Source organism: Profundibacter amoris (assembly GCF_003544895.1).
GTDB lineage: Bacteria > Pseudomonadota > Alphaproteobacteria > Rhodobacterales > Rhodobacteraceae > Profundibacter > Profundibacter amoris.
This window is the reverse complement of record NZ_CP032125.1, coordinates 1352089-1374722: the sequence shown is the minus strand read 5'-3', so window position 1 is coordinate 1374722 and position 22634 is coordinate 1352089. Positions and strand designations below refer to the sequence as shown.

Below are 22634 nucleotides of genomic sequence, written 5' to 3'. Positions count from 1 at the left end.
AATAAACAAATATACAACTGGGCAGAATTGCCCGCCAACATCAAGGCTACTCGTCTTCCGATTTGGGCCGCAAGGCTTCGGGATTGCGCAGCCAGACATCGCGTTGGGCAAAGGGTATTTCGATCCCCTCTTCGGTGAACCGGCGGGCAATTTCATGGTTGATGTCGGATTTTACGCTTAGCTTCCAGTTTATGTCGCGCAGGATGGCGCGGATCTCGAAATCCAGTGAATCCGCGCCGAACCCCTGAAAGATGATCGAGGGCTTGGGGTTGGCCAGCACCATCGGATGCGCCTCGGCGATATCGCGCAGCAGGCCTTCGACCATTTTGGTATCGGTGCCATAGGCCACCCCGACCGGCACGATCAACCGCCCGACCGAATTGCCGCGGGTCCAGTTGGTCACCACCCCCGACACAAGGTCCGAGTTGGGCACGATCACATCGGTGCGGTCAAAGGTTTCGATCCGGGTCGAGCGCACGGATATATCACGCACATAGCCCATCTGGCCGCCGACCTCGATCCAGTCGCCCTCAGAAATGGGGCGTTCAATCAGCAGGATGATGCCGGACACAAAGTTCGACACGATATTTTGCAAGCCAAAACCGATACCGACCGACAGCGCACCGGCGACAATGGCCAGTGACGACAGGTCAATCCCCGCCGCCGTGATCGCCACCACCGCCGACAGGAATATCCCGATATAGCCAACGCCTGATACAATCGCATTGCGCCCGCCCACGTCCAGTTTGGTTTTCGGCAGAACCGTGGTGCGCAGGGTGCCCTGTATCAGGCGGGTGACCATGTAACCGATCACGAAAATGATGGCGAAGGTCAGGAAATCGGATGGCGAAATCCGTGTGCCGCCAAAACTGAACCCTTCCTGAAACCGCGCCCACATCTCGGTCAGGTCCGTGACCCTTGCCCCCCAGATCAGGGCAAACAGCGGGGTCGAGGCCAGCACAAGGATGAAGCCCAAAAGAACAGGGATCAGCGCCTCGCGGGCACGTTCCTCGCTGCCGATGATCAACCCGTATACTTCAAGGATCATGCGTTGCAGGATCAGCAGGAACGCGAGCAGTCCAAGCGACATCGCGGTCGGGAATATGATTGATTGTCCGGCCTCGAAATAGCCGATGGCAGCCAGTAGCGGGCCGATAATCGCCAGCGCCAGAACGATCCGGCTGAGATAATAGATGATGCGGTTTTTGTAGCTGCGTTCCTCGCCTTCGACCTTTTCGTTCAGCACATGCAGGCGCAACAGTTTCGATATACGCAGCAGCGCATATCCGGCAATGACCAGCAGCGGAAAGATGACTATGATTTGGGCTTCGACGCTCCAGTTGTCGAAACTGGCGATGGATTTAACCATCGCTTGCAGACCCAGCAAGACACCCAGAGTTGCGCTATAGAAACGGCCTCTGCGTCGTTGTGTTGTGGACAGGTTCAAAGGCGGGGTGATATGTTCGCTTTTGGGGAAAATCCGTCCGCCCAGCCAGCGGGCCAACAGGAAAAAGACACCCAGCGCCACGAATGCGGACAAAGCAATATCGCCGCGCACACCGACCATCTGGGTGGCATACAGGGCCTCGACCAGCGCCAGCAGGCCGATCAGCGGCAGGATCACCTGTGCAATCGACAGGAAAAATGCCATGCTCCAGCGGGCCGGTGTGCGATCCTTTGTCTGCATCGAAAAGGTCAGCTTTTCCATCCAGTAGCGGCCGCGCCCCAGCAACAACAACGCCACCATAAGCAGAAACACGACCTGCGGCAGATTTGCCTTGAACTGGACCTGTTGCGCGGGGCTGGACCAGGCATCTGTCAGCTCTTTTCGGATGGCCTTGAACGAGGATTGCAGTGCCGCAATACCTTTGCTCCAATACACCGGATTAAGGGGGGATACTCCAAGTTCCAGCAACGCATCGGCCTGACGGGCGCGGATGATCTGGTCGATCCCGCGGATCAGCCCGTCGGCCCGACTATAGGCCACCTCGGCCGATTTGACGGGGGCCTGCAACTGGGCCAGACGCTGTTCCAGATCTTTGCGCTGGTTTGCAATTTCCGGCGTTTCCTCGCCACTTTCCGGTTTTGGGCCAAGGGCCGTTATCTGCGCCTGTAATGTATCAATCGCGCTTTTGTTTGTGGTTTGCGCTGCCAGAAACTTGTCCCGCCATTCAACAAGCTGGCCGCGCAATTCCTCAAGCGCCGCGGTCGATGCGCGCCCCGCATCAATCGCCTCTTCGGCACGTTTCGCCGTCTGTTCCCAGGCCGACAGGGTGTTCGTTATGGTTTTCTGATAGCTTCCGGAACCGGAACGCCCGCTATTGTCCCCCTGCCCCGCATCCTCGGCCAGGCCCTGAAAACCGGCAAGCACCAGCGCAACAACCGCAATTATCCGAAACATATACCGCATCAGTCTTGAAACACCTTTGGTAAATCGCGGGGCGTGCGGTCCAGCCATTCAGGCACCGGCAAATCCTTTTCGCGTAAAAATTCGGGGTTGAACAGTTTGGATTGATAGCGCGTGCCGTAATCGCACAGCATGGTGACAATGGTATGCCCCGGCCCCATTTCCCGCGCCATGCGGATGGCGCCGGCAATGTTGATACCGCTGGAGCCGCCCAGCACCAGCCCTTCGTGTTGCACCAGATCAAAGATGATCGGCAAGGCCTCGGTATCGGGGATGCGATAGGCCATGTCGACCGTCAGCCCCTCAAGGTTTTTGGTGATCCGGATCTGCCCGATCCCTTCGGCAATCGAGCCGCCTTCGCTGGCCAACTCGCCCGTGGTGTAATAACTGAACAGCGCCGCACCCTCGGGATCGGCCAGACCGATTTTCACGTCTTTGGAGCGTTCACGCAGCCCCTCGGCCACACCCGCCAAGGTTCCGCCAGAGCCGACAGCGCAGATAAACCCGTCCACCTTGCCATCTGTCTGCTGCCAGATTTCCGGCGCGGTGGTTTCCACATGGGATTGCCGGTTGGCCACATTATCGAACTGGTCAGCCCAGATCGCGCCATTGGGCTCGGATTGTGCCAGCTTTTCCGCCAAACGACCGGAATAGCGCACAAAATTATTCGGGTTGCGGTAGGGGGCGGCGGGCACGGGCACCAGTTCGGCCCCCGCCAGACGCAGCATATCCATCTTTTCGCGGCTTTGGGTTTCGGGGATCACGATCACGGTTTTGAACCCCATCGAGGCCCCGACCAGCGCCAGCCCGATGCCGGTATTGCCCGCCGTGCCCTCGACAATCGTGCCGCCGGGCAACAGATCGCCGCGCGCAATGGCGTCCTTGATGATATAAAGCGCCGCACGGTCCTTGACCGACTGGCCGGGGTTCATGAATTCGGCCTTGCCCAGAATTTCACAGCCCGTGGCCTCGCTCGCCGCATTCAGGCGGATCAACGGGGTGTTGCCGATGGATTGTTCCAGATTTTCGCAAATGTCCAAAGCCTGTGCCTTTTTGTGACCTATACTATGTCTATGCAGCCGGCGGGGGGTATTCAAGCGCCACTGCGCAGCCGGTCACGGTTTCTTGCAAGCCAGTTGGCGGCAAATACCAACGGCAGGATGTTGGCCTCGCCGGAATCCACGAATTGCATCAATTCGTCAAAGCTTAAGATATGGCTGTGGATGTCCTCGTTTTCCTCAACCTCGCCCCTGTTGGTGCCACCCTGCCCCGACAAATCGCAAATGCCCAGATAGATGTGGTAATACTCGCTGGATGCGCCCGGGGACGGATAGGTTTGGGCAATCGGGATCAACTCGCTTAACGTCAGCCCTGCCTCTTCAACCGTTTCGCGACGTGCGGCTTGCTCGGGAGTTTCCCCCAAATCAATGTGCCCAGCGACAGGTTCCAGCACCCACGGGTATCGCGCGCCGCGGGCATAGGGGCCAAGGCGGAATTGTTCCACCAACAAAACCCGATCCAGAACAGGGTCATAGGGCAACACGATGGCTACATCGAATCCGATAAAGCTGGCCCGATCCAGAACATCGCTCATCTGGCCATCGAACTGGCGGAAGCGGATGTCGTATTCCCGCATCGCATAGAAATTACTATAGGCCATGCGGCTGTCCTTGACCAAAACATCGTCACGGCTGCGCGGGGACCAAGCGATAGGTTTGAGCGTATCTGCCTGCCCGCGCAGATATGACGCGGCGCGGCGGCGGATCGCGGGAAAACGGCGGGCCAGTTCGTCCGCAGTGATCTGGCCGAAATATTCCATCGCCTCTTTGGCCGCCAGAACTGTCAGATCACCCCATTCGGCCTGCCAATCGTTCAAATTCCATTCAGCACCATAGGTATGTGGCTGTGATGGAAAATAGGTTTGCGCCATTTCCGGACCGTTCTTTGTTTCCACCTGTAGCGGGCGTAGATTGTTATCAAACCCGCCCATATAAAAATCCAGCCGTGCTATCTCTTCTGCATTCAGACCAGACAGCAAAAGCCCTTTTACACTGGTGCCGGTTTGGGGTTCAATAATTTGAAACGCGGACTCTTTGCCCCGGTAGACGGCATAATCCGTCAGGGTTGCATCCACCGCCAGTCCGGATTTCAACCTATGCCCAACCACCGTTTCCAGCAAAGGAACAAACGCCAATGGTCCGTAAAGAAACAGGTTTTCCATCCCTTAAGGCCAGCGTTTAGCAACCGCGCCACAAAACAATCCGCCAATAGCGCCAAAAATGAATATAGCAATAATCACAGCAGGAGCCGCGATCATCACCCCGTATTCCATCATGATCTGGAAGATATTGACCACGGCCTCGACCGGCCCGTCATAGCGCATCCGCATGGATTGTTTGATCATTTCCGCCAGCGCATAGAAAAACAGCCCCCAGACAACAATCGCAACTGCTGTGGTAATCCCCGCGCCCATTGGGCCGCTGGGGCTTCTGGCCACTGCCGGCTTCATCATGGTCCAGCCCAGAATGGCCCCCAGAATGGCATTATAGATTGAAAACCAACCCGGATTTTTACCTTCGGGCATCAAGGGGATTATCATTTCCGAAACCACCCAACCCATTGCCGCAAAGACAACAAATCCGGCCAAACGTATTGCTGAGGGCATATCTCGCTACTCCGTAAAACTATTGGGCGGATAATCCCCGTCCTAAAGCGTCTGGTCAAGCGCTGTGATCAGCTTGTCGATTTCCGCTTTGGATGTGTAATGCACAAAGCTCAATCGCAAAACACCCTTTTCGGGGTCAATCCCTTGCGCCTGCAAGGCCCTGACGGCGTAAAAATCACCGCCGCCTGCCATAATTCCCAGCGGCGCCAGTGCGGCGGCAACGGCTTCGGCATTACCCTCCAGTTCAACGGCAATCGTTGGCGCGCGCCCCTTGGCCTGCGTTGGTCCCAACAGGCGGGCGGAATTCTTTTGCCCCAGATAATCCAGCAGCGGCTGCATCAATTCGGTTTCCGCACCGCGCATCAGCCCGTGCACCGCTTTGGCCCGTCCGGCCGCATTCGCCGCCCCGTCAAAGTGATGCGCATAAAGCTGGTCGACATAATCGGCCATGCCAGCACAGGCGGCGACCTGCGCATGATCTGGCCCCGCAGGGGTAAAGCGTTTATAAAGGCAAGGCGCGTTGAAATAATGCCCCTGATTGGGCAGCTCCATTCCCAAGGCGCGGCGGATCACCATGATGCCCTGATGCGGCCCATAGGTTTTATAGGCCGAAAACAGATAGATATCTGCGCCTATTTCATCAACATTAACAAAGCCATGCGGGGCATAGCTAACCCCATCTACACAGGAATAGGCGCCGTTTTCCCGCACCATTTTGCAGATCGCGACCACATCATTGATTTCCCCCACCACGTTCGAGCAATGCGGAAAACACACCAGCTTGACCTTGCCATCCAGCAGCTTTTCCAGATCCGCCGTGTCCAGATGGCCGGTTTCAGGGTCCATCTGCCATTCGCGCAGCTCGAACCCCTCTTCGGCCAATCGCCGCCACGGGCCGGTGTTGGCCTCGTGATCCTGATTGGTGACGATGATCGCATCACCCGGCGTCAGATACTGCCGGAACGCCTGTGCCAAAACATAGGTGTTCTGCGTGGTCGAAGGGCCAAAGGATAATTCATCCGTATCCACCCCCATCATTGCCGCCAGTCGCTGCCGCGCCTCGTCCATTTCCGCCCCGCCCAGACGCGATGCCTCGTAGGGGGCATAGGGTTGCACCTTGCGGCTGTGGTAGAACCGGAACAGACGGTCCAGCACCGGCTTGCAAGTATAGCTACCGCCGGCATTTTCGAAAAACGCCTGCCCCTGCAATGACGGCTCCTTGAACGCAGGGAATTGGTCCCGCACAAAATCGGTGTCTAGCGGCTTTTGCATTTCATATCCTCAAGCGTGTCAGAATTTCCCCGACCTTGGGGGGAATTCCCGATCTTGTAAATGCAAAATCAAACCCTTGGCCTATTTCCCGCAACACAGGTCAACCACAGTGCGCGCCGCCGGATACATTTCTTCGGCAGCACACCCCGTGCGTGCCCGCACCATCAGCCCGCGTGCGGTGGCGGCCAGCATCATCGCCAGATCACCTGCATTCGGACTGGCAGGGATCTGGCCCTTGTCCTGTGCCCGTTGCAGGCGGGTTTTCAGGGTGTTTTCCACCATGCCGAACCGCCCTGCCAGCATATCGCGCATGTTCTTGTTGCTGCCTGCCGCATCGGCCAGCGCCACGGCAATCAGACAGCCCAGCGTTTCGGGGTCTTTGGTGGCAAAATCAATCAGCCCGGTGAAAAACCCGTTCAGATCGGTGTGCAGATCACCGCTGCTGTCCAGTTTCTCCATCACCGAGGCAAAGCTGACCTCGCCGTAATGGGCAACCGCCGCCTTGAACAGTCCCTCTTTGTCGCCGAACAACTGATAGAGCGTGGCGCGCGGCACATGCATCGCATCGCTTAACATCCCGATCGAGGCCCCGGCATAGCCATGCGTCCAGAAAACCCGCATCGCAGCGTCCAGCGCGGCGGGTTTGTTAAAACCGCGCGGCCGACCGCGTGGGCGGCTTTGGGGGATATGATCACTTATATTTGAACTCATCGTTCTATTATTAACTGGCTATGGGGCGTCGCGCAATATATGTAACGATCATTCTATTATTAAAAAAGGACACTGCATGACACGCCAACCCCTGCTCGACATAACCCCTGTGACCCCCGAAACTGCCACTGCTTCTGTTGCGGCAATTCTAAAAAGTACCCAGTCAAAACTGGGGTTTATACCGAATATGTATGGCTATATGGGGGCGCTGCCCGGGGTGCTCGAGGGCTATATGGCCGCCTATGCCAGCTTTCGCAACGACGCCGGCTTCACCCCGCCTGAACAAGAAACCGTGTTCCTGAGTGTAAGTGCCGTGAACGGTTGCACCTATTGCACGGCGGCCCATTCGATGATTGCCGACAAATTGTCCAAACTCCCCGCCGCTGATCTGGCGGCGTTGCGCGAAGGCACCCCCCTGCCCGATGCCAAACTGAACGCGCTGGCCACATTCACCCGCAGCATGGTCGAAAAGCGCGGCATGCCGGACAAACCCGAAGTGGATACGTTCCTTGCCGCAGGGTTCACATCGCAGCATGTGCTGGGGATCGTGCAGGCGATTGCCTGCAAGACTTATTCGAATTTCGTGAACCACCTGGCGGCAACCGAGGTGGACGCGGCGTTTGCGGGTTACAAGGTTGCGGAATAAACTATACTGGCAAGGGGGATCAGAACCACTTGCCGCACCCCCCCGATATAGATGGATATGCCGATGACCCCCGATGCAAACAAAGCCAATGCCCAAGCCTTTTATGACCTAATGTTCAACAAGTGCCAGCCCCGCCAGGCGATCGAGAAATATGCAGGCGACGTGTATATCCAGCATAACCCCCATGTTGCCGACGGCAAAGACGCCTTCATCACCTATTTCGAGCAGATGGCGCAGGAGTATCCGGGCAAGAGCGTGCATTTCAAACGGGCGATTGCAGAAGGGAATTATGTCGTTCTGCATTGCCATCAGATTTGGCCAAACAGCGATGATTACGCGGGCATCGACATTTTCAGATTTGATGATGCGGGTAAAATCGTCGAGCACTGGGATGTGCTGCAAATCGTGCCGGATACGTCGAAAAACGATAACGGGCTTTTCTAGGATATAGCCAAAGCCCTATTCAAAAGGCTGGTTCCCCCATTGCGTGGTTGCAACGGGGAAACCCTTTTCAGTTCATTCAGGCGTTCACATCCACCACAACGCGCCCCTTGACCTGCCCCTTCAGGATGTCACGGCCCAGTTGCGGCAGATCGCTCAGCGTCGCAGGTTGGATCATCGCTTCCAGCTTGTCCATCGGCAGATCCTGCGCGATCCGTTGCCATGCTTTGACGCGGTTATCAAATGGTTGCATCACGCTATCAATGCCCAGCAGGTTCACCCCGCGCAGCAGGAACGGAATGACGGTGGCGTTCAACTGCGCCCCGCCGGCCAGCCCCACAGCGGCAACCGAAGCCCCGTATTTCATCTGCCCCAGCACCCGCGCCAGCATGTCGCCGCCAACCGCATCGACACAGCCTGTCCACGTTTCGGCCTCGAGCGGGTGTTTGGTGGTCTCGTTGATGTCCTCGCGCGGCACGATTTGGGTGGCGCCAAGGGATTTCAGGTAATCGGCCGCCTCGGGACGGCCTGTTACCGCTGCAACCTCGTGACCAAGATTTGCCAGAATGGCGGTGGCAACCGAGCCGACCCCCCCCGCAGCCCCTGTCACCAGCACCGGACCGTGACCGGGTTTCAGCCCGTGATCCTGCAGCGCCATCACCGCCAGCATCGCGGTGAACCCCGCCGTGCCCACGGCCATGGCCTGGCGTGTGGTCAGCCCCTCGGGCAGTGGCACAAGCCAGTCGGCCCGCACCCGTGCCTTTTGCGCATAGCCGCCCCAATGGGCCTCGCCCACGCGCCAGCCGGTCAGCACCACTTTGTCGCCCGGTTTGTAGCGGTCGTCCGACGAGGTTTCCACGGTGCCGGCAAAATCAATCCCCGGGATATGCGGATAGTTGCGCACCAAACCGCCACCGGGCCCGATGCATAGCCCGTCCTTATAGTTCACGGTGGAATATTCCACCGCTACGGTGACATCGGATTCGGGCAGTTGGTCTTCGGAAATCTGCTGCACGGATGCGCTGGTTTTGCCTTCGTCGTTCTTTTCGACGATCAATGCGTTGAATGTCATGTCGGTTTCCTTTTTCTATGCCTGATATTCGTCTGGGATTAACGGCAAATCTGTATCGTCCGGTTTGGCACCGGCGGCGGTTAGCATGGCGTGAACCTGCCCGCGATGGTGGGTCTGGTGGTTGAATATATGCGCCACACAAACCGTTTTTGGCTTGGTGAAATCCCGCTGCAAGACAGCGGAATGCCACGAGAAATCGCCCTCAAGGTCTGATTGAGAAATACGCGCGCCCCAGTCAATGAAACGCGCATCCGCCGCCATGCGGGATTGCTTTAGTTCCTCCCAATCGGCAATGACGATACCCGCTTTATCGGTGGGTGGCTCCCACCCGTCAAAGCGGCTCATCCATAGGGTATCGCCCCACAGGATATGGGCCAATGTATCGTGAATCGAGCCGAAAAACGCACCCCGATCCATGCGCCGCGCGCTATCATCCAATGTATCAGCCGCGCCATAAAGGCTGTGGTTTTGCCATTGGCTATAGCGCGCCATCATTTGCACATATGCGGGCTTTATCATTCCCCATACCCCTTGGGCACCGCAATATCCGGCAAGCCTTTGGCCCGTTTTTGCAAGGCGCGCCCGATCACCACGCGGCTGATTTCGGTGGTGCCGTCAACGATCCGCAACATCTGCGCCAGACGGCTCAGACGGTCCAACCCGTATTCCTTCAACAGGCCCGAGCCACCCAGCACCTGCGTGCAGGTGTTGGCGGCATCCACCGCCGCATCCGGTACAAAGCGTTTGGCGTGCGCGGCCATCAGCGGGCCACGGTCGGTTCCCAATGCATTGGCGGCCTCGCGATACAGCAGGCGGGATACTTCCAGATTGGTGGCGATGTCGCCCAGCATCCACTGGATTCCGTCCAGATCAAGGTTCTTGCCACCAAACATCTTGCGGTTCTTGGCATAGGCCAGTGCAGTGTCCAGCGCGGTTTCCATCAGCCCACAACAGCCCGACGCAATCGAAACCCGCGCGATATCAATTGCCATCAGCGAGCCTTGCAACCCCTGTCCGATCGGCAGGATGATGTTGTCCTCGGACACCACCACATCCTTGAAATACATTTCCGACAGCGGCAGGAATTCATAGGATGGTGTGTCGTAACGCGGTCCAAAGCTGACTCCCTCGGCGTCTTTCGGGATGGCGATCATCGCCATGTCCTTGTGGCCCGGCTCGTCGCTGGTTTTGACCACGGTCAGATAGACATCCGCCTCGTCCGCCAGCGAAACCCATGCTTTGGATCCGTTGATCGTCCATGTGCCATCGCCGTTAATTTTGGCGCGGGTGTACATGGTCATCGCGTCCGATCCCGATTGCGGCTCGGTCAGGGCAAAATTGGCCAGTTTGCGACCCGATGTTAGGTCTTTGGCCCACTTTTCCTTGAACGCCTCGGTGCCGAACCCGCAGGTCGCATAGGTGCAGATATTGTGCATCGACAAGGCAAAGGCATAGGCGCCATCACCCTTGCCCAGTTCCTCGTAAACGCGGATACCCTCGCCCAGCGGCAGTCCCTGCCCGCCCCATTCCTCGGGTGCATAAAGACCGGTCAGACCGGCAGCACCTGCCATGGCCGAGGCCGCACGGGGCCAGACGCCCTTTTCGTTCCAGCCGTCCACATTGGGTTTGATCACATCCTCGCAATGCGCTTTGGCCGCTTCCAGTATCCTGTCTATTTTCGTGCCCATCGGCATCCTCCCTGGCGAGTCATTAAATGTCTTACATTTGGACAGACCTTGCCACAGCTTCAAATGTCTGACAAATGAATTCTATGAAAACCGAACTGGAAAATTCCCGCGAACTGTCGGTGCAGATTGCCGAGGCGATCCGTGACGCGATTGTATCCGGCACCCTGATTGTGGATGAGCGCCTGCCCAGCGAGGCCGAGCTGAGCGAGAAATTCAACGTTTCCCGCCCCACTGTGCGCGAGGCGTTAAAAAGGCTGGCGGCGCAAAACCTGATCCGTACCCAGCGCGGGGCGACCGGCGGGGCCTTTGTGAACCGGCTGCGGTTCGAGGATGCCTATGGGCAGCAGATCACCACCTCGACCCTGCTCTTGTCAATGAACGAGGTAGATTTCGAAACCGCCTGCGAGGCACGGTTCACGCTGGAAAGGGCCTGCGCGCCGCTGTCGGCCGAACGGCGCACGGGCGATCATCTGGCCACCATGCGGGCGGAAATCCACCGGCAGGGGCAACCGGGCCTTTCGGACGAAGGGTTCTGCGCCAGTGATGTCGCCTTTCATCGGGCTTTGGTGGACGGGGCGGGCAATCCGGTGCTGTCCTACCAGTTGGCCGGTGCGATCGAGGCAATCGAACCCCTGATGAACATGATCACCTTTTCGGCCCGGTCGCGCGAACAGATCGTGGCGCTGCACACCCGGATTGCCGATGCGATCGAGGCCGGTGAAGGGGGGAATGCGGACATGGCCCTGCAAGAACTGGCAGCCTATACCATGCATCTTGCCCGGGATGTCATGGCGCGCAAGAACAGCTGAAAACACTATTTCCGGCGGCCCTGCTGTTCCCCATGGTTTGCCGATAATGGATATTGCAAGCGGAGGGTGATCTTGGCACTATCCCCGAATTCACCCCCCTGAACCGGGGCACTTGTAAGGGGCAAGACCATTTTCAGATCATTATTTCTAACAGCCATTCTGGCGGCTCAGGTAAATACCGCGTTTGCCGCAGATGATGACCTTTTGTATCCCCTGCGGCAAAACTGGGACAGCAGTAGTGGAAAGGTCAATATTTCCGCCTACTTGTTCAACGATCTTAATGAAAACGGCCAGTACGATATCGGCGACAGGGCGATGGCCGATATCGTGGTCAGCCTGTCCAGGAATGGCATGCCCATATCGGTGGCCAGAACCAACCTGAATGGATTTGCCAATTTCCGCGCGTCCACCACACATGAGGATTCTCCGCTCTCGCAAGCTGGCGAATATGAATTCACGGCCTATCTGCCGCGCGGCTGGCGCAACACAACCGACAACCAAACCCAGCAGGCAACGCTGATCGAGATACCGGGGTCACCCGCCGGTGTTGGTTTGCAGGAAATGTTGACCCCCATCGGCATGGCCCGCAACAAATTCCTGCGCGGCACCTATCGCGGTGACAAGGACGGCCATATCCTGTTGCAACAGGATGGCAAAACTTTGGAAACCATCAATCTGACGCCCGGCGAGCAGTTCATCTGGCGCATCCAGCGCGGCAATTACGAGCTGATCACCAACGGGCAATCGCGCCCTGTCGTGGTTGGGGATTATCCGGTTGATGTCGGGTTGATCGGGGTTGAACATTCACAGGGCGACCGCGCATACACCATTGATTTCGAAGGACAGGCCCCCACTGGTTTGAAAAAGGCCCCCAACGGCTATGGCGGATTGAACTGGTTCAACCTGAATATCATGCGCGCGAATATGGGTAATGGAAACATTGGCTATGCCAATGGCACCACCAGCGGCAACCATATCCTGTACACCAGTTCCGGCCACCCGGCCCGGATTTATGCCTATACCCCGTTTTCCCTGCTGTCGGTCAACCTGACCGCCGCCTGGCCAAAAAGCGAAGGCGAAGAGGTTATCCTGTCCTTTTACAGGGGCGATCAGTTGATCCAGACCGATGCTGTGGGCCTGTCGGCCTATAGTCCTGTCAACTATCAACCCATGATCCCCGACATAACCCGCATTGAAATCAGCACCCGGCATTACTGGCAAATGCTGATGGATGATCTGACCGTTTCCACAACCCCCTGACTGTAGAGCGTTGGTGGATGACGCGGGCAATAGTGGTTAACCGGCTGTTTACTATACTGCGCCAAAATGGTGGTATGACGTATTATTCCTCACCTTTGACACCCGAATTGTGGCTGCAGGATATGTTTGCCTCGAAAGCCGTGCAACGAGGCGAGGTGATCCGCCGCAAGGCCCGCGATATTGAACGCTTTGTCGGGATGGACCTGTTTCGGACCGAACTCCAACGGCGTGGATTTCGCGCAGTTGAAAACGCGGGGCAGATCATTGTGTTTTGCAATCAGGAAGCAGTACGCCCTATCGTGTAGCACCTGTTTTCTTTGAAAGAAAACAGAACGAAATCTTTCAAAGATTTCGGGTCAGCAACCTCTGGTGCTGTTTTTCGCCGAAATCCACACGGGCCTTCTTTTCCCTTGACGTTGGGTCAATTTGTCGCAGACTGATGGCTTGTCCGCGGGCAGTTATTTCGCCGCGATCTGTGAGTATTTTACCAAAAAACCTCAATAAAACAAGGAAACGCGCCATGAATTTACGACCTGATCCAACTTTCCATGCCTCGGCGAAACTGGCAATGGAAGCCCCCGTTGAAACACTGGCCTATACACTTTTGCTTAGCCCGGACGCATCGCAACCAGATGCGCTGGCGATCATAGATGTTGACCCGAAATCAAAGGACTACGGCCAGATCGTGCATACGGTTGTCATGCCCAACAAGGGCGATGAATTCCACCATTTCGGCTGGAATGCCTGCTCGTCTGCCCTGTCCCCGCTGACCGGTCACGCCTTTCTGGAGCGGCGTTACCTGATCATTCCGGGCATCCGGTCCTCGCGGATTTATATCATTGATGTGAAGGGCGGGCCGAAAGAGGCCAAAATCCACAAGATCATCGAACCCGAGGAACTGTTTGCCAAAACTGGCTATTCCCGCCCCCACACCATCCATTGCGGACCCGAAGGCATTTATGTTTCCACCCTTGGTGGTGGAGGCAAGGACGGCACCGACGGACCACCCGGCATCTTTATCATGGATTGCGAAACCTTCGACATTATCGGGCGCTATGAAATGGACCGTGGCGCGCAGGACAAGCATTACGATTTCTGGTGGAACCTGCCGCGTGACTATATGGTATCCAGCGAATGGGGCCTGCCGCCACAGTTTGAAAACGGTATCGTCGCCGAGGATTTGATGGGCGGCAAATACGGCCATAAAATCCATTTCTGGGACCTGCGCGGGCGCAAGAACATGCAAACCCTTGATCTGGGTGAAAACCACCAGATGGCGCTGGAGATCCGCCCGGCCCATGATCCGGTCAAGGAATACGGCTTTTTGGGGGTGGTGATCGACAACACCAACCTTGAGGGCTCGATCTGGACGTGGTGGCGCGAGGACGGTGAATTCCACATCAAGAAAACCGCCACCATCCCGCCAGAACCGGCCGATGCCGACGATCTGCCGGAATTGCTAAAGGGCTTTGGCGCGGTGCCGCCGCTGGTGACGGATATTGATCTGTCGCTGGATGACCGCTTCCTTTATGTCGCCTGCTGGGGCACCGGCGAAATGCGTCAGTATGATGTATCTGACCCGATGGAACCAAAACTGGTGGGATCGGTGCATATCGGCGGCATTGTCCGCAAGACGGACCATCCCAGCGGCAATGCCTACAAGGGCGGGCCGCAAATGGTCGAGGTCAGCCGTGATGGCAAGCGGGTTTACTGGACCAATTCGCTCTATTCCACATGGGATGACCAGTTCTATCCCGATGGCGTGCCCGCCGCGATGGTCAAGGCGGACGCAGGCAAGGACGGCGGGCTGACACTGGACAAAAAATTCTGGACCAAATTCCCTGATGGCTACCGCGCGCACCAGATCCGGCTCGAGGGCGGAGATTGCTCGACCGACAGTTTTTGCTACCCTTCGGCATAAGGTTTGGTTGATCTGTTCAGCGGCACGGCCGGCCTGTGGCTGGCCGTGGTCGCCAGTGGAATATATCACGGTGTGAACCCCGGCATGGGGTGGCCATTGGCCGTTTCTTCTGCCCTGATGGAAGGGCAACGCGGCGCCTTGTTTCGTGCATTGGCCGCGCTTGCTGCGGGGCATTTTGCAGCGATGATCGGCATCTTGCTGCCCTTTGCCCTGATGACCATGCTGGTGCAATGGCAGGTGGAAATCCGTGTCATTGCCGCATTGGTGGTCATTGCGCTTGGCCTCTATCTGCTGATCAACCGGCGTCACCCGCGATTCCTGGCCCGTATTCCCCCGTCACGTCTGGCGCTTTGGTCTTTTCTGGTGGCGCTGGCCCATGGCGCCGCCCTGATGCTGGTGCCGATCTATCTGGGGCTGTGCGGCACGGGTGATCAAACGGCCGGACATATCGCGGCAAACACTCTGATGACACGCGCGGCAGGCCTGTCATTGTTGGTGGCGCTGGTGCATACGGCCGCAATGATCCTGTCGGGCGGCATTGTCGCCTTTGCCGTTCACCGCTGGCTGGGGGTCCGGTTTCTCAGCAAAAGCTGGTTCAATCTGGGTGTGGTCTGGGCCAGTAGCCTGATCCTTGTCGGCGCGATCAGTCTGGGCGCGCTGTGGCTGTAACAGGCGCAATATTGCCAAGCACACTTTCACCCCTGCCCGCCCTGCGCTATAGCCCCCTTATGACACTGATTACCAAACATATCCTTGTGCTTTTCCTGTTTGCGTCCCTGCCCTTTTCGTCAACGGCCACGGGGCAGGAAACCGCAGCCCAATCACAAGTCACAACCCCATGGTCCACCGCCCTAATCCAGTCAGCCCGCGAACAGATTGGCGTGACGCTGATCTATGACGGCAGTTATCAAAGCCTTGAATTTCCGAACGGCGATGTCCCCCGCCAGCGTGGTGTCTGCACCGATGTGGTAATCCGCGCCTTGCGGGATGCGCACAGCTTTGACCTGCAAGCCAAGGTTAACGCCGATATGAAAGCGCATTTTTCGTCCTATCCGAAATTCTGGGGGTTGAGCCGTCCCGACAGCAACATCGACCACCGCCGCGTGCCCAACCTGATCACCTATTTCAAACGCCACCGCGCGGATGTCCCGATGACCGACGAGCCGCAAGATTACCTGCCCGGCGATATCGTCACCTGGATGCTGCGCCCCGGCACCCCGCATGTAGGCATTGTCAGCGATAAGGTTGATCCGCAATCCGGCAACCCGCTGATCATCCACAACATCGGCTGGGGCACGCGCGAAAACGACATCCTGTTTGCCTATGAGATGACCGGCCACTTTCGCCCCGAAAACGGCAATTATTAACCGCAGGCCCCTTTTCAACCGCTTGCCCGCCCCCTATATATGATCTGTTCCTTCGGGAACTATGGACATAAACGCGCTCGTAATAAGCGGATCGGACCCGGGGGCGGTACCCGGCGACTCCACCAAAACCTGCTCATTTGGCAGTCATGGGGTCGAAACAGGATCGACGAACGTCTAAAGGGGTTAGCTTTGTCTCGGTGAGTTACCACCGTTATCGGTACAATTTAAGCTAGTTGCAAATGACAACAAAGCTCCGATGGCTCTGGCTGCGTAAGCGGTTCGATCTATCGAAATCTTAAGTCCTTACGCTTAGCAGCCTAAGGCGGGGTTTGCAGGTACCTGGCAACAGAAACCTGCGCTTCACCCTATATTTATCAATAGCTTGGTAGCTTCACCACCTATTGCCAGCTTTTCTCTTGAACGCAACTTAGGCATGTAGAGTTAGTCATAACTTTCCTCATCATCAGGAAGATCAATCACTTCATGCACGTTTGTAACTGCGAAGACTGAAGGCTTACCATTAACAAGTCGAACATTCACATCTACTACAAACCCTTTTTTGTAGACATTATCCTCTGCCTCTCGAATTTCGTGCTTTAGCCTTTCCTCAGCTAATTCAGATGCATACATCAAAGCCAGCGGCCTAGTGCATACCTCTTCGATTAGCACACGTTCACCAGATCGCTTACCTAACCGAGCATCACCAACATCTGTTCTCGTGAAAACCATTAAAACGCGCTTGTATTCAGCATCTTCAGGCGCATCAATCTCTTTATATACTGCATCGATTGTATCTTTTGCTTTACGAGCATCTGGTGTTGAAAATTTGAATGCGGCCCTAACATTACGATTCCCGTCTTCAAACGTGACCGCCTCAAGGGTCGAAGATGCATTTGGATCCCTTGCGATAGCTTCCGTTGCATCAGTAAGTATTTTTAGTTCACTCTTACTAGGTGACCAGCCGCCCAGCTTTCCACTTGCAAGTGCGGAGATGCGTTCTCCCCAAGTCCTAACAAACTGCTCTACAATTAACACCTGATCCATCTGAGCAACAAAAGGGGCCGCAGCAACAATATATGGAACAAGATCAGCCTCAATCGAACCTTTCCTGATCTCTTTAACAAATATCCGAGCATCATTATTTGCGTCTGGTTGATTTGCCCGAACTTCACGGCGGTATTCTTCGGCAAGTGATGTGAACGCCCCAACAAAGGCGTCGATCTCAATCGGTTCTGTTGTATCAATACGCAGTGTTAGAATTATTTCTTTTTCTTCCATTCCTCAACTATAGGGAATAGCGCCCAACATTCAACCATCCCGTTCAACTAATGCCTAATCTTTACACCATAACTGGTTTAGCAAATATGTCCTTTTGTCATCCCCAAACACATCCCACAAGTTTCCCCGCTTCACACCCCCCTTCTGATCGGCAATACTCCTGCCAGCCAAAGCAGGAGCCAGCACCATGACCACCACCAGATTTGACCGCATCGCCCAAACGGCCCAACGCCATGTGGACAGCGGTGCCCTGAGCGGCATTGAGTGGAATATCCTGCGCGGCGGGCGGGAATGGGCGCGCGGGGCTTACGGGATGGCGGACGGGCTGAACAAGATCCCGATGCCGGACAAACCGGTCTATCGCATATTCTCGATGACCAAGCCGGTGGTGTCCGCCGTTGCCCTGATGCTGATGGAACAGGGCCGGTTGCACCTGTTCGACCCGCTGGCCGCCTATCTGCCGGAATTTGCGCAAATGCAGGTGCTGAACCCAGATGGCACCACCACCCCGGCCGCGCCAATCACCATTGAACAGCTGCTGACCCACCGCGCGGGATTTTCCTATGGCTTTATCCCCGATTGCCCCGTGGCAGAACTCTATCGCAAGGCCCCCTTGCGCAACGGCACAATCCCGCTTGCGGAATTCACCAACACCATCGCCATCCTGCCGCTGGCCTATCAGCCGGGCAGCAAATGGCTCTATAGTGTGGCCACCGATATTCTGGCCCGTGTGCTGGAAGTGATCCTGCAAAAGCCCCTGCCCGCCATTCTGGACGAATATGTGATTGATCCGCTGGGCCTGACGGATACCGGCTTTATGGTGCCCGCCGAAAAGCGTGACCGGATCATGCCGATGTTCGGAAAATTCAGTCTGGATGATGTGGTCGCGTTTGACGCCGCACCGCAAACCCTGATCCCGTCCGACATTTCCTATGAACATCCCGCCGACAATCCCGACTTCGCCCGCGGCGGTATGGGGCTGTTTTCAACGCTGGACGACTACACCGTGATCGCCCGTTTCCTGTCCAGTGGTCTGGCGCCTGACAACAGCCGCCTGCTGTCGCGCAAAACGGTTGAAATGATGTGGACCGACCGCCTGCCCGACAGTCAGAAACCGATGACGATCGGCCCGTTTTCCTTTGGCGGCTACGGCTGGGGACTGGCCGGCCGCGTGATGGCTGATATGGGCGCGGCGATGTATCCCAGCAGCCCGGGCGAATGTGGCTGGGCCGGTGCCGCCAGCACGTTTTTCTGGATTGATCCGGTCGAGGACATCATCGGCATCGTGATGACGCAATATCTGGGATCGAAAATCCCGATAGACGAAGAGTTCATGACCGCCGCCTATCAGGCTCTTGATTAAAGCAGCTACTTACCCAACCCGTCCAGCGCCTGCGTGAAATCATCGGCGATGTCGTCATAATCCTCAAGCCCGACGGATATGCGGATCAGCCCGTCGGTGAACCCGTGTTTGATCCGCTCTTCCGGCTCGTAGGTAGAATGGGTCATGCTGGCCGGATGCTGCACCAGCGTTTCCGCATCCCCCAAAGACACCGCACACGTCACCAGATCCAGCGCATCCATCAGGTCGCGGCCCGCGTCCATGCCGCCCTTTAGCTCCAGCGCGATCATACCGCCGAATTGCGACATCTGCCGTTTGGCCAATTCATGGAAGGGCGAAGACGCAAGCCCTGGATAGTACACCTGTTCCACCGCGTCATGGGCCTCCAGCAGTTCGGCCAGTTTCTGCGCCGTCTGGCAATGCCGGTCCATCCGCAAATGCAGGGTTTTGATACCGCGCAACACCAGAAAAGCATCCATCGAGGAAATCATCGCCCCGTTCATTTCCTTGATCCCGACAAAGCGCAACTGGTCAATCATATCCTGCGAGCCCACGGCCGCCCCTGCCAGCAAATCGCCATGCCCGCCCAGATATTTCGTGGCCGAATGCACCACCAGATCGGCGCCCAGTTCCAGCGGGCGTTGCAGATAGGGCGTGCAATAGGTGTTGTCGACAATGAACGTCGCCTCGTGCTTGCGGGTAATCTCGGCAATCGCCGCGATGTCCACCAGCCGCATGTTCGGGTTGGCCGGTGTTTCGCAATAGACCAGACGGGTTTTGTCGCTGATCGCCGCTTCCAGTTGGGCCGGATCGGACATGTCGATAAAACGGGTCTTGATGGCAAACCGCGTCATATGGTGCTGAAGCAGGCTGAAGGTGCAGCCATAAAGCGTCTTGTCGGCGATCACCTCGTCGCCGGCTTGCAGCAGGCTCCAGAAGGCCGCCGTGATGGCGCCCATGCCGGAACTGGTGAACAGGCCCGCCTCGCCGCCTTCCAGTTCGGCCAGCCGTTTTTCCAGAATGCTGACGGTCGGATTGCCAACGCGGTGATAGATATAGCCCGCCTCCTCGCCCGCGAAGCGATCGCCGCCCTGACGGGCGTTTTCAAAGGCATAGGTCGAGGTCATGAACAGCGGCGGGTTCAGCGCGCCGTGGTAATCCAGCGGGTTATAGGCAAAGTGGATGGCGCGGGTGGCAAAACCGGCGGGGCGGTTGCGTTTGCGGGAATCGCTCATGGGGTATCTCCTGTTTGATTGGGGACAGAATAGGCTTGGCTTGCCGATAAATTCATGCGCATATTGCGCATAGGTGGATTTGTTTGGCAGATTCCGCTACTAGAACAATGATATTGGCAGAACCCACCATGCAACTGGATGAATTCGATCTTCGTATCCTGTCGGCCCTGCAACAGGACGCCCGCCAGACCAATCAGGCGCTGGCCGACAAAGTGGGCCTGTCGCCCACCCCCTGCCTGCGCCGTGTGCGGCGGCTGGAACGTGACGGGGTGATCGCCGCTTATCGTTGCGAGGTGAACCGCAAGGCGCTGGGCCTTGGCCTGACCATTTTCGTCACCGTCAAGGTCGCCCGCCACCAAGACCGCGACGCCGAACATTTCGTGCAGACCGTCACCCGCTGGCCCGAGGTCGTGTCCTGCCATCTGGTGTCCGGCGACATGGATTTCCTGATGGAAGTGGTCGCGCCCGATATGGAAGCCTACGAGCGGTTCATCCTGAAACGGCTGCTGAAAATCGAGGGGGTCAAGGACCTGCGCTCGAATTTCGCCATGCGCACCTATAAAACCCGTGGCACCCTGCCGCTGCCCACGGGCCATTGACACACCCCGCGCCCTGTCCGATGCAGGGGGCATGACAACGCCCGCATCCCCCACACTGGCCGAAGCCACCCGTGTTTTCGCCCGCATCGGTCTGCTGTCCTTTGGCGGCCCCGCCGCGCAAATCGCGGTGATGCACCGCGAGCTGGTCGAGGAACGGCCGTGGCTGACCGAACAGCAATTCCTGAACGCGCTGTCGTTTTGCATGTTGCTGCCCGGCCCCGAGGCCACACAGATTGCCACCTATGCCGGCTGGCGGCTGCACGGGGTCAAGGGCGGGTTGATCGCGGGCCTGTTGTTCGTGGTGCCCGGTGCGCTGGTGATGCTGGGGCTGGCGATGGGATACGCCCTATACGGTAAAATCCCCTGGGTCGAGGCGATGTTTCTGGGCATCAAAGCCGCCGTTGTGGTGATCGTGATCGAGGCCCTGTTGCGGGTCGCCCGCAAGGCGCTAAAGGGCTGGGCGCATTGGATAATCGCCGCGCTGTCCTTTGTCGGCATCTTTTTCCTGACCCTGCCCTTTCCGCTGATTATCGCCACGGCTGCCCTGTTCGGATACCTGACCCAGCGCAGCGCCGAGGATCCACCGCCCCACCCGAAGGGCGCGAACCCGATGCGCACCATTGCGATCTGGATGACGCTCTGGTGGGCGCCGGTCGGGGTTCTGTGGGCCGCTGGCGCAACCTTTTTAACGCAAATCGGGGTGTTTTTCGCCAAACTGGCGGTGGTCACCTTTGGCGGAGCTTACGCCGTGCTGGCCTATATGACCCAGGCGGCGGTGTTTGATCATGGCTGGCTGACCACGCCGCAAATGATGGACGGGCTGGGGCTGGCGGAGACCACGCCGGGGCCGCTGATTCTGGTGACCGAATTCGTTGCCTTCATCGCCGGGTTCGGGGAACAGGGCATCGCAATGGGCGTGGCCGCCGCCCTGCTGGCGCTATGGGTCACTTTTGTGCCCTGCTATCTGTGGATTTTCACCGGCGCGCCCTACATCGAATGGATTGCCACCCGCCCCCGCCTGCGCGGCGCGTTGTCGGCCATCACCGCCGCCGTGGTTGGCGTGGTGTTAAACCTGTCGCTGTGGTTTGCGCTGCATGTGTTTTTTGGCACCGTCACCACCATCCGGCACGGCCCCGTCACCCTGTTCACGCCGGACCTGACCACGCTGGACTGGCGGGTTGTCGGGCTGGCGGTGCTGTCGGCTGTGATGATCCTGTGGCTGCATATGGATTTGCTAAAGGTGCTTTTCCTTGTCGCCCTTGGCGGGATCGCGCTGTCATTTATTTGACCGCTTGGCCCTTCCTTTCACGCCGGATATGTTTATGCTTGCAGGGTGATTTGCTAAGGGGGACACGCAAACATGACCGACACCATTGATTATGGGAACCTGATGCACCGCGCCATGCGCAGCCTTATCAAAGAGGTTCTGGGTGATATTGCCAAAACCGGCCTGCCCGGGCAGCACCATTTTTTCATAACCTTTGACACCATGCACCCCGATGTGGAGATCGCCGACTGGCTGTCGGACCGTTATCCGGGCGAAATGACCATTGTGATCCAGCACTGGTTCGACAATCTGGTGGTGGATGACAACGGTTTTGCCATCACCCTGAATTTCGGTGACAATCCCGAGCCGCTGTATATCCCCTACGATTCCATCGTTACCTTTGTGGATCCCTCGGTCGAATTCGGCCTGCGGTTTGACAGCCACGAAGAAGGCGAGGAAGACGCCGAAGTCGTGCCGCTGGAAAACACCGAAGATGCCCCCGAGGCACCAATGGAAGAGGCCGAAACCCCTGATGCGCCAGCCAAGGATGCCGAAGTCGTCAGTCTGGACAGTTTTCGCAAATAGCGCGCTTTGGTTCGCCAGCGGAATTAATCACAAAAGCCGCTTTGACCAGCGGTATGATTGCGGTAAGAG

23 protein-coding genes and 1 other RNA gene are annotated in these 22634 nt (G+C 57.3%); 13 read left to right on the top strand and 11 right to left on the bottom strand.

The annotated features are described in order from the left end of the window. Positions 1-46: 46 nt before the first annotated feature. From BAR1_RS06880 to BAR1_RS06855, 6 genes are all read right to left on the bottom strand, one after another. Positions 47-2410, bottom strand: a complete 2364-nt coding sequence (locus BAR1_RS06880; RefSeq protein ID WP_162891689.1) for a DUF3772 domain-containing protein — start codon at positions 2408-2410, stop codon at positions 47-49. Continuing rightward, the gene (locus BAR1_RS06875; protein WP_118942335.1) at positions 2410-3447 is read right to left on the bottom strand and encodes a cysteine synthase A; all 1038 of its coding nucleotides are present in this window, start codon (positions 3445-3447) and stop codon (positions 2410-2412) included. Before BAR1_RS06875 ends, BAR1_RS06880 begins: the two co-directional genes overlap by 1 nt. Before the next feature lie 53 nt (positions 3448-3500). Beyond that, positions 3501-4628 carry an NUDIX domain-containing protein gene (locus BAR1_RS06870; protein WP_118942334.1) on the bottom strand — a complete coding sequence of 376 codons (1128 nt, stop codon included), beginning with the start codon at positions 4626-4628 and terminating at the stop codon, positions 3501-3503. 3 nt (positions 4629-4631) lie between these two features. Beyond that, positions 4632-5072, bottom strand: a complete 441-nt coding sequence (locus BAR1_RS06865; RefSeq protein WP_118942333.1) for a TrgA family protein — start codon at positions 5070-5072, stop codon at positions 4632-4634. Between the two features lie 42 nt (positions 5073-5114). Next, on the bottom strand, positions 5115-6344 hold the full coding sequence (locus BAR1_RS06860; RefSeq protein WP_118942332.1) for an aminotransferase class V-fold PLP-dependent enzyme: 1230 nt from the start codon (positions 6342-6344) through the stop codon (positions 5115-5117). 81 nt (positions 6345-6425) lie between these two features. Continuing rightward, positions 6426-6965: a TetR/AcrR family transcriptional regulator gene (locus BAR1_RS06855; protein WP_162891688.1), complete on the bottom strand. Its 540-nt coding sequence runs from the start codon at positions 6963-6965 to the stop codon at positions 6426-6428. Positions 6966-7131: 166 nt separating this feature from the next. Here BAR1_RS06855 and BAR1_RS06850 point away from each other — a divergent pair, with 166 nt between their 5' ends. Both BAR1_RS06850 and BAR1_RS06845 read left to right on the top strand, forming a co-directional pair. Beyond that, a complete protein-coding gene (locus BAR1_RS06850) occupies positions 7132-7701 on the top strand; it encodes a carboxymuconolactone decarboxylase family protein (protein WP_118942330.1) in 570 nt (189 codons plus the stop codon). A 63-nt stretch (positions 7702-7764) separates the two neighbouring features. Further along, the gene (locus BAR1_RS06845; RefSeq protein ID WP_118942329.1) at positions 7765-8145 is read left to right on the top strand and encodes a nuclear transport factor 2 family protein; all 381 of its coding nucleotides are present in this window, start codon (positions 7765-7767) and stop codon (positions 8143-8145) included. 76 nt (positions 8146-8221) lie between these two features. Here the strand turns inward: BAR1_RS06845 and acuI are convergent, their stop codons facing one another. Genes acuI through BAR1_RS06830 form a run of 3 tightly spaced genes read right to left on the bottom strand, consistent with a single transcriptional unit; the run spans position 8222 to position 10902 of the window. Then, complete coding sequence (gene acuI / locus BAR1_RS06840; RefSeq protein WP_118942328.1) at positions 8222-9214, bottom strand: acryloyl-CoA reductase; 993 nt, start codon at positions 9212-9214, stop codon at positions 8222-8224. A 15-nt stretch (positions 9215-9229) separates the two neighbouring features. Beyond that, complete coding sequence (locus tag BAR1_RS06835) at positions 9230-9733, bottom strand: DinB family protein (RefSeq protein WP_118942327.1); 504 nt, start codon at positions 9731-9733, stop codon at positions 9230-9232. Beyond that, complete coding sequence (locus BAR1_RS06830; RefSeq protein ID WP_118942326.1) at positions 9730-10902, bottom strand: acyl-CoA dehydrogenase family protein; 1173 nt, start codon at positions 10900-10902, stop codon at positions 9730-9732. Before BAR1_RS06830 ends, BAR1_RS06835 begins: the two co-directional genes overlap by 4 nt. A gap of 83 nt (positions 10903-10985) precedes the next feature. Here BAR1_RS06830 and BAR1_RS06825 point away from each other — a divergent pair, with 83 nt between their 5' ends. The 7 genes from BAR1_RS06825 to ssrA all read left to right on the top strand — a co-directional run bounded on the left by BAR1_RS06825 (position 10986) and on the right by ssrA (position 16619). Continuing rightward, a complete protein-coding gene (locus tag BAR1_RS06825; RefSeq protein ID WP_118942325.1) occupies positions 10986-11711 on the top strand; it encodes a FadR/GntR family transcriptional regulator in 726 nt (241 codons plus the stop codon). 264 nt (positions 11712-11975) lie between these two features. Beyond that, complete coding sequence (locus BAR1_RS06820) at positions 11976-12971, top strand: hypothetical protein (protein ID WP_162891687.1); 996 nt, start codon at positions 11976-11978, stop codon at positions 12969-12971. Between the two features lie 74 nt (positions 12972-13045). After that, complete coding sequence (locus BAR1_RS06815; RefSeq protein ID WP_118942323.1) at positions 13046-13276, top strand: N-(5'-phosphoribosyl)anthranilate isomerase; 231 nt, start codon at positions 13046-13048, stop codon at positions 13274-13276. Between the two features lie 215 nt (positions 13277-13491). Next, positions 13492-14892, top strand: a complete 1401-nt coding sequence (locus BAR1_RS06805) for a selenium-binding protein SBP56-related protein (RefSeq protein WP_118942321.1) — start codon at positions 13492-13494, stop codon at positions 14890-14892. Between the two features lie 84 nt (positions 14893-14976). Then, positions 14977-15561 carry a hypothetical protein gene (locus BAR1_RS06800; protein WP_228408837.1) on the top strand — a complete coding sequence of 195 codons (585 nt, stop codon included), beginning with the start codon at positions 14977-14979 and terminating at the stop codon, positions 15559-15561. 11 nt (positions 15562-15572) lie between these two features. Then, complete coding sequence (locus BAR1_RS06795; protein WP_228408776.1) at positions 15573-16259, top strand: DUF1287 domain-containing protein; 687 nt, start codon at positions 15573-15575, stop codon at positions 16257-16259. Between the two features lie 7 nt (positions 16260-16266). Continuing rightward, positions 16267-16619, top strand: a transfer-messenger RNA (tmRNA) gene (gene ssrA, locus BAR1_RS06790). 81 nt (positions 16620-16700) lie between these two features. Here the strand turns inward: ssrA and BAR1_RS06785 are convergent. Continuing rightward, the gene (locus BAR1_RS06785; protein ID WP_118942319.1) at positions 16701-17537 is read right to left on the bottom strand and encodes a hypothetical protein; all 837 of its coding nucleotides are present in this window, start codon (positions 17535-17537) and stop codon (positions 16701-16703) included. Between the two features lie 187 nt (positions 17538-17724). Here BAR1_RS06785 and BAR1_RS06780 point away from each other — a divergent pair, with 187 nt between their 5' ends. Beyond that, the gene (locus tag BAR1_RS06780; protein ID WP_118942318.1) at positions 17725-18900 is read left to right on the top strand and encodes a serine hydrolase domain-containing protein; all 1176 of its coding nucleotides are present in this window, start codon (positions 17725-17727) and stop codon (positions 18898-18900) included. Positions 18901-18905: 5 nt separating this feature from the next. On the opposite strand, the gene megL is transcribed toward BAR1_RS06780, so the two are convergent. After that, entirely contained in the window at positions 18906-20114 is a 1209-nt protein-coding gene (megL, locus tag BAR1_RS06775; protein WP_118942317.1) for a methionine gamma-lyase, read from the bottom strand. A gap of 113 nt (positions 20115-20227) precedes the next feature. Between megL and BAR1_RS06770 the strand changes: the two genes are divergently transcribed. From BAR1_RS06770 to BAR1_RS06760, 3 genes are all read left to right on the top strand, one after another. Beyond that, positions 20228-20713 carry an Lrp/AsnC family transcriptional regulator gene (locus tag BAR1_RS06770; protein ID WP_228408774.1) on the top strand — a complete coding sequence of 162 codons (486 nt, stop codon included), beginning with the start codon at positions 20228-20230 and terminating at the stop codon, positions 20711-20713. Positions 20714-20744: 31 nt separating this feature from the next. Next, entirely contained in the window at positions 20745-22001 is a 1257-nt protein-coding gene (chrA, locus tag BAR1_RS06765; protein ID WP_118942316.1) for a chromate efflux transporter, read from the top strand. Positions 22002-22073: 72 nt separating this feature from the next. Then, positions 22074-22565: an SspB family protein gene (locus tag BAR1_RS06760; RefSeq protein ID WP_118942315.1), complete on the top strand. Its 492-nt coding sequence runs from the start codon at positions 22074-22076 to the stop codon at positions 22563-22565. The last annotated feature ends 69 nt before the right edge of the window (positions 22566-22634 follow it).

What these genes read in the sequence shown, in the direction of transcription:
- BAR1_RS06880 (WP_162891689.1), bottom strand. Translation starts at nt 2,410, where the DNA reads ATGCGGTATATGTTTCGGATAATTGCGGTTGTTGCGCTGGTGCTTGCC.
- BAR1_RS06850 (WP_118942330.1), top strand. Translation starts at nt 7,132, where the DNA reads ATGACACGCCAACCCCTGCTCGACATAACCCCTGTGACCCCCGAAACT.
- BAR1_RS06860 (WP_118942332.1), bottom strand. Translation starts at nt 6,344, where the DNA reads ATGCAAAAGCCGCTAGACACCGATTTTGTGCGGGACCAATTCCCTGCG.
- BAR1_RS06760 (WP_118942315.1), top strand. Translation starts at nt 22,074, where the DNA reads ATGACCGACACCATTGATTATGGGAACCTGATGCACCGCGCCATGCGC.
- BAR1_RS06800 (WP_228408837.1), top strand. Translation starts at nt 14,977, where the DNA reads ATGGGGTGGCCATTGGCCGTTTCTTCTGCCCTGATGGAAGGGCAACGC.
- BAR1_RS06805 (WP_118942321.1), top strand. Translation starts at nt 13,492, where the DNA reads ATGAATTTACGACCTGATCCAACTTTCCATGCCTCGGCGAAACTGGCA.
- chrA (WP_118942316.1), top strand. Translation starts at nt 20,745, where the DNA reads ATGACAACGCCCGCATCCCCCACACTGGCCGAAGCCACCCGTGTTTTC.
- BAR1_RS06780 (WP_118942318.1), top strand. Translation starts at nt 17,725, where the DNA reads ATGACCACCACCAGATTTGACCGCATCGCCCAAACGGCCCAACGCCAT.
- megL (WP_118942317.1), bottom strand. Translation starts at nt 20,114, where the DNA reads ATGAGCGATTCCCGCAAACGCAACCGCCCCGCCGGTTTTGCCACCCGC.
- BAR1_RS06870 (WP_118942334.1), bottom strand. Translation starts at nt 4,628, where the DNA reads ATGGAAAACCTGTTTCTTTACGGACCATTGGCGTTTGTTCCTTTGCTG.
- acuI (WP_118942328.1), bottom strand. Translation starts at nt 9,214, where the DNA reads ATGACATTCAACGCATTGATCGTCGAAAAGAACGACGAAGGCAAAACC.
- BAR1_RS06825 (WP_118942325.1), top strand. Translation starts at nt 10,986, where the DNA reads ATGAAAACCGAACTGGAAAATTCCCGCGAACTGTCGGTGCAGATTGCC.
- BAR1_RS06835 (WP_118942327.1), bottom strand. Translation starts at nt 9,733, where the DNA reads ATGATAAAGCCCGCATATGTGCAAATGATGGCGCGCTATAGCCAATGG.
- BAR1_RS06785 (WP_118942319.1), bottom strand. Translation starts at nt 17,537, where the DNA reads ATGGAAGAAAAAGAAATAATTCTAACACTGCGTATTGATACAACAGAA.
- BAR1_RS06845 (WP_118942329.1), top strand. Translation starts at nt 7,765, where the DNA reads ATGACCCCCGATGCAAACAAAGCCAATGCCCAAGCCTTTTATGACCTA.
- BAR1_RS06865 (WP_118942333.1), bottom strand. Translation starts at nt 5,072, where the DNA reads ATGCCCTCAGCAATACGTTTGGCCGGATTTGTTGTCTTTGCGGCAATG.
- BAR1_RS06855 (WP_162891688.1), bottom strand. Translation starts at nt 6,965, where the DNA reads ATGCGGGTTTTCTGGACGCATGGCTATGCCGGGGCCTCGATCGGGATG.
- BAR1_RS06815 (WP_118942323.1), top strand. Translation starts at nt 13,046, where the DNA reads ATGACGTATTATTCCTCACCTTTGACACCCGAATTGTGGCTGCAGGAT.
- BAR1_RS06830 (WP_118942326.1), bottom strand. Translation starts at nt 10,902, where the DNA reads ATGGGCACGAAAATAGACAGGATACTGGAAGCGGCCAAAGCGCATTGC.